Source organism: Chitinophaga silvisoli (assembly GCF_003412465.1).
Lineage (GTDB): Bacteria > Bacteroidota > Bacteroidia > Chitinophagales > Chitinophagaceae > Chitinophaga > Chitinophaga silvisoli.
This window is the reverse complement of the sequence record NZ_QTJV01000002.1, coordinates 475,961-488,824: the sequence shown is the minus strand read 5'-3', so window position 1 is coordinate 488,824 and position 12,864 is coordinate 475,961. Positions and strand designations below refer to the sequence as shown.

The window sequence follows — 12,864 nt, the reverse complement described above, 5'->3', positions numbered from 1 at the left end:
AGGGACGGTATCGAAGGCCCAGATATTAAAGAATTTGAGTAAAGCTGTAAGTAGTGCAACCAGTAGCGCGACTGGAAGTACTGCAGGTGTTTCCCAGACAGATGCAGGGAATGCAATCAAGGAGGCATTGTCAAAGGGTGTGTCAAAAGGTATTGCTTCTCTGAACAAGACGGATGGTTTCTTTGGCAGTGAAGTATACAAATTGTTATTACCTCCTGATGCGGTGAAGATCGGCAATACATTGAGAAGTGTAGGCCTGGGCAGCCAGGTGGATAAAGCAATCCTTTCTATCAACCGTGCTGCTGAAAAAGCAGTAGGTTTTGCGGCGCCTATTTTCGTGGATGCGATCAAGGAAATGACGATCACCGATGCCTTGAACCTGTTGAAGGGTTCTGATAGTTCTGCTACTGTATACTTCAAGGGTAAGACCACAGAAAAGCTGAAGGCTGCGTTTTCACCGGTGGTAAAGGGTGCACTGGATAGCACAAGTGCAACCAAGTATTATGGAGATATTGTGACCAGGTATAATAAGCTGCCTACTACTTTCAATAAAGTGAATCCTGATCTGCAGGATTATGTGACTGGTATGGCGGTGAATGCGCTGTTTGATCAGATTAAGGTAGAAGAGAAAAATATCAGGGCGAATCCGGCTGCGAGGACTTCCGATCTGCTGAAGAAAGTGTTTGGAAGTGTGACATCCACGAAATAGAGATTTTCAAAACGAAATAGAGATTTTTAAAAGGTCCTGCCGGAAGGCAGGACCTTTTAAATTATATTGCCAGCAGTACCTGCCATGCTTCGGTTACTTTGCCGGCATCCAACAGGCGTTGTGCGTAAGCATGCAACTCTCTTTCCATCTCATCTGGCGTAATGCTGTAATACTGGAAAATATTCTTCAGGTGCTCATCCTCAAATGCCGGATCTATCACCGGGTGCTCATGTACATTGGCCAGCTGGCCTAAGTGATTTCCTGTCAGGATCCTGCTATTCCGGATATGCAAAGGCAGGGCATCGATACCAATACCCAGTGATGTATTCGGCTTCGCTACTTCAAATACCGCATCGCCGGAGGCCCTGCAATAGTAGTCCCCTCCCATTCTCGCCACCAGGTCAATTTTATGCGGGTCAATGCCTCCTTTTTCATTAAGCACTTCATCGCTGATGTGAATCAAAACAGGTTCGCAAATCACCAGGTTGCCTGCACCACCTTCAGTACCGGTTTCAATAATCTGCTTTACGATACATTCTATCTGCACCGGGCTTTCCCTGACCCTGAAAGGCTTCACCTTTTCAGATGCAAGCGCTGTAAACCCTGCCTTTTCAAACTCACTGACTCCTTTTGGATACTCGCAACTGGCTAAAGAAGTCTGTTGTACCATGGCATAATTCACCATGTTGATCACCACTTCCCCGACCTCGTAAAGGTTTTCCAGTGTATGTTTGGTGGTATTATCCCTCACCCTGCGGGAAGGTGAAAAGATTAGTGTGGCAGGATTGGTACCGAAAATATTGAAGAAGCTAAATGGAGATAAATTAGGTTGTCCTTCTTTATCAACAGTGCTTGCAAAACAGACTGGCCTGGGAGCGATGGCACCCTGTAAATAACCTTGCAGTACGGCGGTTGTAACCTGCCCGGGGATAATCTGCATTTATTTCTTTAGTTTGAGGATCGAAAAATCTGATTCTTCTGCTACGATGGTGTTGGTCAGTTTTCCTAAACCTTCTATTTCCAGTTCAACCACATCACCTTCCTGCAGCCATTGTTCAGGATAATCAGGATTATTAAGTTTGCCGGTGCCGTTCAGTTCCAGGAAGCAGCCAGTACCTACAGTACCGCTACCGATTACATCGCCGGGCATAATGTTCGCACCATAGGAACAGCGTTGAATGATTTCGGCAAAGGTCCAGTCCATATCGCCCATATTGCCTTCGCTTACCTGAACACCATTTACATGGCAGGTCATTTTCAGGTTGTAAGCGTTGCCGGTATGGCCGGGTTTTGGATCGGTGAGCAGGGGGGCCAGTTCATCGGGAGTAACCAGCATGGGGCCTATAACGGTACTGAAATCCTTGCCTTTGCAGGGGCCCATGTTCAGTTTCATTTCATCCATCTGAAGGGTGCGTGCACTCATATCGTTCATGATCATGAAACCTCCGATGTACTCGTCAGCTTCTTCGGCAGGAATGTTGCGGCCAGCTTTGCAGATGACGATAGCAGCTTCCAGCTCAAAGTCCAGTTTATCGAAGTGATCAGGCATGCAATACACATTTCCCGGTCCCTGGATAGCATTGTGGTTGGTAAAGTAAAAGACGGGGAACTGGTCGAATTCTGCAATCATTTCTACCCTGCGGTTGCGGCGTGCAGAGGCTACGTGTTGGCGGAATGCATAACCATCACGGCAGGAATTAGGAAATGGCACTGGGGCCATCAGTGTAACCCTGTCCACCGGTATAGGAGTCGCAATGCCTACGTGTTTGCCGGCCTTCAGTTGGGCATCGGCTTCTTTTGCAATATCGATCACATCTTCCCACATGAGCAGGAACATTTGCATGTTTCCGGGGAGATTGGGGTGAAGGTCCTGGGTGTTGTAGAGTTGGTTGTCTACCAAAATTGCCAGTTGGTCGCTCTCTTCCCGGAGGTAAGTAACAAGTTTCATAATATAACGTTCTGGTTGTATGATGTGTAAATATAACTTTTACATTTTAATGGTAGCTATGTTGGGGAGTATAACACTTTCAGCCCAGCCGCGTACGGATACCCTGTTGCAAAGACTCTTTTCGCAGGGATCACCTGCGCTGCAGCATATATTGCAGTATCCTGATTCATTCCGCTACCAGTTGATCTATACACAGATTGACAGAGATGCAAAAAATCGTCCTCACTTTAAACACTATTATCTGCATGTAGATCCCGATCAGTATTTTAATCCGGCATCTACTGTGAAAATGCCAATCGCATTTCTTGCACTTGAAAAGTTAAACGAGCTGCATAAGCAGGGACTGGATAAATATACACCCATGCGGATAGATAGTGTGGAGCATGATATCGCCTATTACCTGAAGCAGATTTTCCTGGTGAGTGACAACGATGCTTACAATCGGTTGTATGAATTTCTGGGCCAACAGACCATCCATGAAAAGCTCTGGGAGAAAGGCTATCCACGTATTCGCATCGTCCGGAGATTTATGCCGCTTGATGAGGAGGGGAACAGGAATACGCCTGCTGTATCATTTGGTAAAATCTATACACAGCCACCTGCCCGCAGTGCATTGAATTTTGATTTCAGTAAAAATATCGAAATTGGACGCGGACACTGGGACCAGCATGATAGCCTGATCATGACACCGATGGATTTTACCAAACATAATAATGTGCCCCTGGAGGATCTGCAGCAACTATTGCAGTCAGTCATATTTCCTGCATCTGTTCCCCGAAAACAACGATTTCATCTTACAACAAATGACTATCGTTTTCTGTATACATATATGTCCGCCTACCCTTCTGAGGTAGCAAATCCACATTATGACACAGCGACATACTTTGATAGCTATGTTAAGTTTTTTCTTTTTAAGGACAAAAAACAAAGGCCGCCCTCATATATCAGAATCTTTAATAAACCCGGATGGTCTTATGGGTTTTTGACGGATGTAGCATATATCATTGATACTAAAAATAAGGTGGAATTCATGCTCAGTGCGACACTGTACGTGAATAGAGATGGAATTCTGAATGATGATAAATATGAATATGAAGAGGTCGGATATCCCTTTTTCAGGGAAACAGGTGAGATAATTTATCAATATGAGTTGCAGCGAAAAAGGAAGTATCAACCAGACCTGTCTCCATTTAAAATGACGTACGAAAAGGGTAGGTAAGATCGGCATAATATTGGTGCATTAGCACTTTGGCGAATGATGGAACTGGAAGATTAACGGGAGTTTATTTTAAGACTTTTTCAATTTGCAAAAATCTAAAGGAAGTCATGAAGTTTGAAAAGATTAAGAACAAAGGACAGGCGAGGCTATTTGAGAGCAGATATTTAGAAATGCTCACCAAGACACATCCATTGGTAATATGGGGCATGTACATACCTATTATCGGGTATAGCCTTTACTACAGCAACACCTCTTTGGGATTTAACATCACTACTGTATTAACAGTCTTTTTTGGTGCGATGTTATTCTGGACATTCTTTGAATATATCATGCACCGGTATTTGTTTCACTTCAGCAGTGAGAGTCCGAAGGTAAGGCGCTTTATTTACGTGATGCATGGTAATCACCATGAGTATCCGCGTGACAAGCAGCGTTTGTTTATGCCACCTGTGCCCAGTCTCATTCTGGCATCAGCGATCTTTGGTGTACAATATTTTTTCCTGAGAGAATATACCTACATGTTCTTTCCGGGATTTATGTTAGGTTACCTGATTTATGGCAGTATGCACTATGCGATTCATGCATGGAATCCACCATTTAAATTTATGAAGCCATTGTGGCGTAATCATCACCTGCATCATTATAAGGCGGAGGAGAAAGGGTTTGGTGTGAGCTCTTCTTTGTGGGACTGGGTGTTTGGAACATCATTCGAACTGGAGAAAGAGAAAGAAGACAAGGCGAAGGTACGTGAGTTGATGTTTGATAAATAGTTTACCATCGGTCTTCACTATCATCATCATTGAATGGTCGGGTGAAGGTTTTGCGGGAGATAATTTTTTGCTGCTGACGCTCTATGAGCAAGGCAGCAATTTTTTTATATACCTGTTCACTTGTGTCGTCTGCAAGGACTTGTCTGATTTTATTTTCAGCTACATCTATTTTGTATAAAAGGAGTACGAACTGCTGGAAGTCTTGGTTGATAAGGGCTTCAAGCCTGGTGGCTAAGAGGGATTCCAGTTGTTCATAAGTAATCTGGTCGGGAATGGTGAGTGCTGTATCAGCTGCGATTTGTAAAGCGGTTTCCGGTAGTAATTCCTGCATTGCATTGAATTTATTGATTGCAAAAAAATAGCTGCTGCCATAGGCAGCAGCTATTTTTTTGCATGAAGCAAACTTATTTCATTCTTTTAATCTTGTAAGAGGCATTCGTCACAATTCTTACAGGCACTTTCACATCACTCTTAATCTTCTTTGCCTTGTTTGCCTTATAGGTGTACGTACCATTCATCTCAGTATTCTGTGAAGCGATACTAGGGAAGCCTGAAGTACGATCAATCAGATAATTTGTCATGATATCACCATTGATTTCGGCAGTAGCCTCAATCCCGTCATCTGTAGTAAAGGTTTCCACTTTGTTGGTCACGACTTTACCTGTACCATTAATTTTGGCAGTCTGGGCATCCCATGTCTGGAGGTTCCAGTAGAGTGAAATATCACCTACCAGTCCGGTGCGGATAGGTACATTCTCTTCCCATCGGGTACCGGTTTTGATACTGCGTACAGGATAGATCACCAGCAGTTGTTCCAGCCAGGTATGGAAGGCGTTGGTCCCAAACTGGTCTTTCATGAGCTTTTTATAAGCGGTCTGCTCATCGGCTTTCAGATTGGAAAAGGTAGCCGATGCTTTGTCCAGCAGATCATCCAGGCCAATTACTTTGTTGATATATCCGGAAGACGAGATATCGACGGAGAATGGTTGATCGATAATGCTTTTCAGGGCAGCCTGAAAAGGTTCTTTTTCATTAGGCACGGAAGCATCCACGAGGATGTTCTGATTACGTGCGTTGAAATTGAACTTTAATTCTTTATATCTGAAAGTCAGGGTGGCGTGGCCATCCGATGTTTCGGTCACCTCGATAGCAATGGTATTATTGAAGTCGCGGGTTACGCGTTGCATGATATCATCTACTGTCGTATAGGTTTCGCTGCGGCTTTCCTGTTTCAGCTCGAACTGTTGGCCTTTGAGAAAACTGTAGCTCAGGTCTACATAATCTCTTTTATCATCCTGTTGTTGTGCAAATGCCGGCATGGCCAGGGTGGCACCCAGGGCCATTGACACAAAAAATCGCTTCATCATTACGCTATATTTATTAAACATATTTTTCTATGACACCGAGGCCAAACAACGCGAAGTCATATTTGGCAGGGTCTTCAGGATCCAGTTGCCGCAACTTTTCGGTCAGGTCCAGCGCTGTAGGCCAATCTGATTTGGCGGCTGAGATCAATCCCAGTCTGGTAGCGACTCTGCCCACATGCACATCTACAGGGCATACCAGTTGAGAAGGGCTGATATGGTTCCATAGTCCAAAATCCACGCCATTTTCATCTTTTCTGACCATCCAGCGCAAATACATGTTCAGGCGCTTACAGGCGGAGTTCCTGGCGGGGGTAGATATGTGTTTCCGGGTCCTTTCCGGGTGCTCCATGGCAAAGAAGACCTTATGAAACCCGATCAGGGCTTTTTCGACTGTTTGGTCTTTAGGGGTCAGGTGGCCGCTAAAGGCAAATTCCAGGGAGGTGACGTTGCTATAATAGTGCTGCAGGAACTCGACAAAGTAGAGCAGGTCTACTCCATTGAAGGTCCGGTGGCAGAACTGCATGAGCTTTATCCGTTCCCTGGGCTCGTGGTTCCTGATGAAGTCGTAAGGCTCATTGTCCATCAACTTCATCAGTTCAGTGCATTTATTGATAATGGTGGTCCGGTTGCCCCAGGCAAGTATTGCAGCAAAAAGCCCTGCGATCTCGATATCCTGTAGTTTGGAAAACCTGTGCGGGATCGTGATAGGATCGCCGGCAATAAAGTCCGGTGTGTTATAATACGCCGCTTTGGAATCCAAAAACGCCTTCAGTTGCTGGAATTTCATGGTGGTCAGTCGGTTAGGTGTGTCTGCAGGCTCACATAATATTGCAGCATGACGCATTGAAAATAAGTAAAAATGTGAAAACAAATGTCCCCAAAAAATAAACGCTTCTGCCAGCGGCAGAAGCGTTTTCAATTATCCAATAGCTTTCGAGAGGTCTGCGATCAGGTCGTCCGCATCTTCAATCCCTACGCTCAGCCGGATCAGCGAATCCACCAAACCATTGCTGATGCGCTCTTCGCGGGGAATCGATGCATGGGTCATAGAGGCCGGGTGTCCTATCAGCGACTCCACACCACCCAGCGATTCTGCCAGTGAAAAGAGGTGTGTACCGCTCAATACTTTTGTTGCAGCTTCTATACTATCATCTTTCAGAGTAAAGGATATCATGCCACCATAACCACGCATTTGTGCTTTGGCAATATCATGATTTGGATGATCCTGGAAACCACACCAGTATACCTTTGCCACTTTGGAGTGCTGGCGGAGGAAGTGGGCGACTGCTGCTCCGTTTTCACAATGTCTTTGCATGCGTACGTGCAGGGTTTTCAGGCCACGCAGTACCAGGAAGCAATCCTGCGGACCGGGAACAGCTCCGCAGCTGTTTTGTATGAAATACAATTGTTTGGCAAGTTCTTCATCTTTAACGATGATAGCGCCATGAACCACATCGCTATGACCACCAAGGTATTTGGTAGCAGAGTGGACAACAATGTTGGCACCCAGGTCCAGTGGATTCTGGAGGTATGGGGAGGCAAAGGTATTATCTACTGCCAGCAGTAAATTGTGTTCGCCGGCAATCTGTGCACAGGCGGCAATATCAATGATGTTGAGCAGCGGATTGGTAGGAGTTTCTATCCAGATCAGCTTTGTATTGGCATTGATATAATTACGGATGTTTTGAGCATCCTGCATACCTACGAAATGGAATTTGATTCCATAGCGCTCAAATATTTTAGTAAAGATGCGGTAGGTGCCACCGTAAAGGTCGTTGCTGGCTATGACTTCATCTCCGGGGTTCAGGAGTTTCATGACAGCATCAGTAGCGGCCAGGCCACTGCCGAAGGAGATACCGAATTTCCCGTTTTCTATGGCTGCCAGTGCATTTTGCAGGGCATCGCGGGTAGGGTTTTGGGTACGTGCATACTCATATCCTTTGTGTTGGCCGGGGGCGCTTTGAACATAAGTGGAGGTCTGAAAAATGGGGGTCATAATGGCTCCGGTAGATGGATCCGGCGTTACACCCGCGTGAATGAGTTTAGTTCCCAGCTTCATTCCTGTAAGATTTTGTAGTTATTAGGAAAGGACCAAAGGTACGATCCTCCGTACATCCCACAAACGGCAAATTGCGTAGAACTACGTATACTAAAAGCACTTATAGTCTAAAATAGCTCTTTGAAACCATTACACGGATGAATTCGCTGCGTTCACGAACTATTTTCTCACGTTGGGCTGATACCGTAGTATTCCCGCAGTATTTCCGGCTAATTTTGGTTCAGGTTTTTCATAGGATATGGTTAAAATTCGTGGGCGGTAATCTTACCGCCTTTTATTTTTTAGCAGGAGCTGTTGAATTATTAAACTTCACTGGCAGACTCACACTTACTACATCCCATGCAATAATCAGGTTTGCACCGTAATCAGCTTTTTCAAATACCATGGTAAAAGGTTCTACCGGCGTATCCATTTTGGTAACGGGTATATCAGTTCTCACCACATCTTTTGCCTGGTTGTATTTAAAAGCACCCCAGATGTCGGTATCCCTGTTGATAATGATGGTCCACTTTGTTTCGTTTGGAATGGCATACATAGTATAGCGGCCTTTAGGCACCAGTTTGCCGCCAATGGTAACGGAACGGTAGAATTCTACTTCCGTAGCTTCGTTGGCTCCCAGGCGATAGAGTTCTCCATATGGTTCCAGGTCGCCAAAAATCTTTCTTCCTTTCTTTTGTGGCCGGCTGTAGATGACGCGTGCTACGAGGGCACCAGGTTCTCCTTTAACTTTTACAACGTAAGGATACATTACAGGGTAATACGCCATGTCCATAGGGCTGGAATCAAGCGGCGGCAGCTTTTTGTCCTGTGCAAACACAGCACTGCAGCCAAACAGGGTAATCAGTGCGGCGATGAATACTTGCTTCATTAATAGGTCTTAATTGTTCAAAAAATATAGTAGCACAAACCTACGACTAAAGTTATAGAGATGTGAGATCGGGAGGTACATTTTGCACAAAGGTGACAAGGTCCGGAAAAAAGATCTGATAGCTGGCAGACAGCGCATCATAGTTTTCTTCGAAAGCGGCAAAGGGTACATCGGCAGAGACTTCCAGGTAACGGCTTCTCCTGACGATACCACTAAAAGTTTTGTACATACCATCATTCAGGCGATAGCCATACAACCAGTTTTGTTCCCGCATATATTTAAATACCTCCTGAAAACCAGCGGGGAGCAGGTGATGGCGTGCCTGCAATACCATATATACTTCCTGTGCAAAGGAGGCCAGACTATCACCGGGAAAACGGGATAGGTCGTTGGCCAGGAAATGGTCGTAGACAATGTCGATGAATACAGCACTGTATTTGCCACAGCCGGGTTGGAAGAATTTCTTTGCTTCCAGCGTGGCAGGATGTGTATCGGTAAAAGCATCAATAAGCCTGTGCAATCGAATGCCCTGTTGAATATCTGCATCATACTCCATCCAGTGCTTACCCTTCACAAAGTCGGCAATCATATTGCCAACAGTGATAGAAGGTTGGTGATATGATAAATATGCATGGGCGAGAAAGTTCATGTAGCGAAGATAGATTTTATTTTCCTTGTCCAGTTTAACAAAAGCTTAACGCAGGGGCCTGCAACTTTCCTTCTTCCAGTGCAACTCTTCAGTGGTAAAGCTTGTATATCAAGTCAGGAAAAGAAGTAAAGCCCCAATATTACAGGAGATTACGTACATCTTATCCAGTGGGCCTCCACTTGTAACAAAAGCCTTGACCTACCTACCAATAAGCATGTACCTTTGGATCATCAAACAAAATAAAAGTTTCCGCCATGAAACAATTCAGTTCAAAAATCAGTAACCACATTGCACCTGCGGGTGTTAGGCCTTTGGGCCGTTTCAAAAAGCTGTTGCTCCTGGTAGCGATAGCCGTATTTACCTCGGTTTATTCCTTTGCTGGCACAGGTACCAAGGAGCTGGAAGCTTCCAATACGCTGAAGACCGCATTGGATAAGGAGTTTACCGGAGCTTCCGGCATCAAATGGTACAGCGATGACAACAAGACCTTTATGGCACGTTTTACGCTGAATGAGCGTAACGTCACTGCTTACTTTGATGGAGAAGGGCATCTGCTGGCTACCCGTCGTTATGTTGACGCAGTAAACCTGCCATTGGCTGTTTCTACAAAGCTGGCGCAGCGTTATCCAAGCGAAACTATCCGCTGGATAGTGGAGTTCCAGAGTGAGGGAGCTACCGCGTATTATATTACACTGGAAGGGAGCAATACCTGGAAAGTGATCAAAGCAAATGCTAGCGGCGACCTGAGCGTACACCAGCGCCTGAAGAAAGCATAACCTGCTTTTTAAGTTAGAGAAGACTATTGTTAATTTTTGGAAACCGGGGTATTCATTGCCCCGGTTTTTTATTTTGACTTCTTCCCCCCGCTGCGCCTGAATTGAAATCTTTTCAAAATCCTTACCTTTGCCCCTCTGTTTCAAGATTTAAACTTATTCAACAACGGAAATGAACAAAGGTCCAATTTCTCAATTTATCCAGCACCACTACCGCCACTTCAACGCGGCTGCACTGGTGGATGCTGCTAAAGGATATGAAGCTCACTTACTGGAAGGGGGCAAAATGCTGGTATCTCTGGCGGGTGCAATGAGTACCGCCGAGTTGGGTATCTCCTTCGCGGAAATGATCCGTCAGGGGAAAGTGGACATCATCTCCTGCACCGGCGCGAATCTGGAAGAGGATATCATGAACCTCGTAGCTCATACTCACTACAAGAGAGTACCTCACTACCGTGACCTGAGCCCTCAGGAAGAGTGGGACCTGCTGCAGGATGGTTTCAACCGTGTAACTGACACCTGTATTCCTGAAGAAGAGGCTTTCCGCCGTATTCAGGAGCATATCCACAAGATCTGGAAAGATGCGGAAGATAAAGGTGAGCGCTATTTCCCACACGAATATATGTACAAGCTGCTGCTGAGCGGTGTGATGAAAGAACACTACGAGATCGATCCAAAAAATAGCTGGATGCTCGCTGCTGCCGAAAAGAATATTCCTATCGTAGTACCAGGATGGGAAGATAGTACCATGGGTAATATCTTTGCTTCCTACTGCATTAAGGGTGAACTGAAGCCTTCTACCATGAAGAGCGGTATCGAATACATGATCTGGCTGGCTGACTGGTACAGAAATAATTCTGGTGGTAAAGGCGTAGGCTTCTTCCAGATTGGTGGTGGTATCGCTGGTGACTTCCCGATCTGCGTGGTGCCAATGATGTACCAGGATCTGGAATGGCATGATGTTCCTTTCTGGGGTTACTTCTGCCAGATTTCTGATTCTACTACTTCTTATGGTTCTTACTCAGGTGCAGTACCTAACGAGAAGATCACATGGGGTAAGCTGGATATCAATACACCGAAATTTATCGTTGAATCTGATGCTACAATTGTAGCACCACTGATATTCTCCTATTTGCTGGGTTGGTAATCCTCCCCCAGGCAAAAGGCATACGGGTTTGCCGGCCGCTGGCCAGCGCCCCGGAAAAAAAAGCGTTTACCGAAGGTGAACGCTTTTTTTTTCGCCATGAGTCAATAACAAGTAATCGAGAAAAGCGTATATTGTACCCTTATAACTTCCAATGCATGAAAAACATTATTCCACTACTCACGGTGGCAGCCGCTGTTAGCTTAAGCGCCTGCCAGTCTGGTACAAAATCCAATAATAATTCAGTAGACAGTATGCAGACCACTCAAGACAGCCTTTCAATCGAAGGGAAGATCCCTGCTGCACGTTTCGACAGCACGGTAGACGGTAAACAAACAAAATTGTATTACCTGAAAAGTAAAGGTAATGTGCAGGTTGCCATTACAAACTATGGCGCTAAAATCGTAAGCCTGCTGGCACCTGATAAATCGGGTAAGCTGGAAGATGTGGAACTGGGATATGACAACATTTCCCGTTATGTGACTACCAAAGAAAGATACTATGGTGGTATAGTAGGCCGCTACGGCAACCGAATTGCAAAAGGTAAGTTTAAACTGGATGGTAAAGAATATACACTGGCTACCAACAATGGCCAGAACCATCTGCATGGTGGTAAAAAAGGTTTCAATGATGTAGTATGGGATGCAGAACAGACTGCACCTAACTCCCTGAAACTGCACTACCTGTCAAAAGATGGTGAAGAAGGTTATCCCGGTAATCTGGATGTAACGCTTACCTATACACTGACTGACAGCAATGAACTGAAAATTGATTATTCAGCAACCACAGATAAAGCAACTGTTGTTAACTTAACTAACCACTCTTTCTTTAACCTGGCTGGTGCCGGAAATGGTACAATCAATGATCATATCATGATGATCAATGCTGATAAATTTACGCCGGTCGACAGTACGCTGATTACTACCGGCAAATTAGAAGCAGTGAAGGGTACACCAATGGATTTCACTACACCTACGAAGATTGGTGAGAGAGTAAATGCTGACTTTGAACAGCTCAAATTTGGTAAAGGGTATGACCACAACTATGTGCTGAATAAAAAGGGTAATGAGCTGTCTCTGGCAGCGAAAGTAGAAGAGCCTGTAAGCGGTCGTACTTTGGAAGTGTGGACGACTGAACCAGGTATTCAGTTCTATGGTGGTAATTTCTTAGATGGTACAGATAAGGGTAAGGATGGCAAAACATATGGCCATCGCGAAGCTTTTGCGCTGGAAACACAGCATTATCCTGATTCCCCAAATAAGCCTGAATTCCCAAGTGTGGTGCTGAAACCAGGGGCTACTTACACTTCTGAGTGTATTTATAAATTTGGAGTTAAATAAATTTTTCCCGCCCCCCAC

The 12,864-nt window shown here is 45.1% G+C and carries 14 protein-coding genes; 6 read left to right on the top strand and 8 right to left on the bottom strand.

From position 1 onward, the window contains the following. The first annotated feature begins 34 nt into the window (after positions 1-34). The gene (locus DXN04_RS08090; RefSeq protein ID WP_233525537.1) at positions 35-709 is read left to right on the top strand and encodes a DUF4197 domain-containing protein; all 675 of its coding nucleotides are present in this window, start codon (positions 35-37) and stop codon (positions 707-709) included. A 61-nt stretch (positions 710-770) separates the two neighbouring features. Here the strand turns inward: DXN04_RS08090 and DXN04_RS08085 are convergent, their stop codons facing one another. Together DXN04_RS08085 and DXN04_RS08080 are read right to left on the bottom strand one after the other, a co-directional pair. Continuing rightward, positions 771-1,649 (bottom strand): flavin reductase family protein, encoded by an 879-nt coding sequence (locus DXN04_RS08085; RefSeq protein WP_116852819.1) that lies wholly within the window; start codon positions 1,647-1,649, stop codon positions 771-773. Further along, positions 1,650-2,657 carry a fumarylacetoacetate hydrolase family protein gene (locus DXN04_RS08080; RefSeq protein WP_116852818.1) on the bottom strand — a complete coding sequence of 336 codons (1,008 nt, stop codon included), beginning with the start codon at positions 2,655-2,657 and terminating at the stop codon, positions 1,650-1,652. It abuts the gene before it with no gap. A gap of 58 nt (positions 2,658-2,715) precedes the next feature. Here DXN04_RS08080 and DXN04_RS08075 point away from each other — a divergent pair, with 58 nt between their 5' ends. Continuing rightward, entirely contained in the window at positions 2,716-3,876 is a 1,161-nt protein-coding gene (locus DXN04_RS08075; RefSeq protein WP_116853386.1) for a serine hydrolase, read from the top strand. 107 nt (positions 3,877-3,983) lie between these two features. Next, positions 3,984-4,646 (top strand): sterol desaturase family protein, encoded by a 663-nt coding sequence (locus DXN04_RS08070; RefSeq protein WP_116852817.1) that lies wholly within the window; start codon positions 3,984-3,986, stop codon positions 4,644-4,646. A 1-nt stretch (position 4,647) separates the two neighbouring features. Here the strand turns inward: DXN04_RS08070 and DXN04_RS08065 are convergent, their stop codons facing one another. The 6 genes from DXN04_RS08065 to DXN04_RS08040 all read right to left on the bottom strand — a co-directional run bounded on the left by DXN04_RS08065 (position 4,648) and on the right by DXN04_RS08040 (position 9,589). Further along, a complete protein-coding gene (locus DXN04_RS08065) occupies positions 4,648-4,977 on the bottom strand; it encodes a hypothetical protein (RefSeq protein ID WP_116852816.1) in 330 nt (109 codons plus the stop codon). Between the two features lie 73 nt (positions 4,978-5,050). Then, positions 5,051-6,013 (bottom strand): DUF6263 family protein, encoded by a 963-nt coding sequence (locus DXN04_RS08060; RefSeq protein WP_147319875.1) that lies wholly within the window; start codon positions 6,011-6,013, stop codon positions 5,051-5,053. A gap of 13 nt (positions 6,014-6,026) precedes the next feature. Then, a complete protein-coding gene (locus DXN04_RS08055) occupies positions 6,027-6,857 on the bottom strand; it encodes a TIGR02757 family protein (protein WP_233525536.1) in 831 nt (276 codons plus the stop codon). 75 nt (positions 6,858-6,932) lie between these two features. Beyond that, positions 6,933-8,072 carry a cystathionine gamma-synthase gene (locus DXN04_RS08050; protein ID WP_116852814.1) on the bottom strand — a complete coding sequence of 380 codons (1,140 nt, stop codon included), beginning with the start codon at positions 8,070-8,072 and terminating at the stop codon, positions 6,933-6,935. Positions 8,073-8,346: 274 nt separating this feature from the next. Further along, the gene (locus DXN04_RS08045; RefSeq protein ID WP_116852813.1) at positions 8,347-8,940 is read right to left on the bottom strand and encodes a DUF2911 domain-containing protein; all 594 of its coding nucleotides are present in this window, start codon (positions 8,938-8,940) and stop codon (positions 8,347-8,349) included. A gap of 52 nt (positions 8,941-8,992) precedes the next feature. Continuing rightward, on the bottom strand, positions 8,993-9,589 hold the full coding sequence (locus tag DXN04_RS08040; RefSeq protein ID WP_116852812.1) for an acyl carrier protein phosphodiesterase: 597 nt from the start codon (positions 9,587-9,589) through the stop codon (positions 8,993-8,995). Between the two features lie 254 nt (positions 9,590-9,843). Between DXN04_RS08040 and DXN04_RS08035 the strand changes: the two genes are divergently transcribed. From DXN04_RS08035 to DXN04_RS08025, 3 genes are all read left to right on the top strand, one after another. After that, positions 9,844-10,365 (top strand): hypothetical protein, encoded by a 522-nt coding sequence (locus DXN04_RS08035; protein ID WP_116852811.1) that lies wholly within the window; start codon positions 9,844-9,846, stop codon positions 10,363-10,365. A 169-nt stretch (positions 10,366-10,534) separates the two neighbouring features. Further along, a complete protein-coding gene (locus tag DXN04_RS08030; RefSeq protein ID WP_116852810.1) occupies positions 10,535-11,509 on the top strand; it encodes a deoxyhypusine synthase family protein in 975 nt (324 codons plus the stop codon). A gap of 155 nt (positions 11,510-11,664) precedes the next feature. Beyond that, positions 11,665-12,846, top strand: a complete 1,182-nt coding sequence (locus DXN04_RS08025; protein WP_116852809.1) for an aldose epimerase family protein — start codon at positions 11,665-11,667, stop codon at positions 12,844-12,846. The last annotated feature ends 18 nt before the right edge of the window (positions 12,847-12,864 follow it).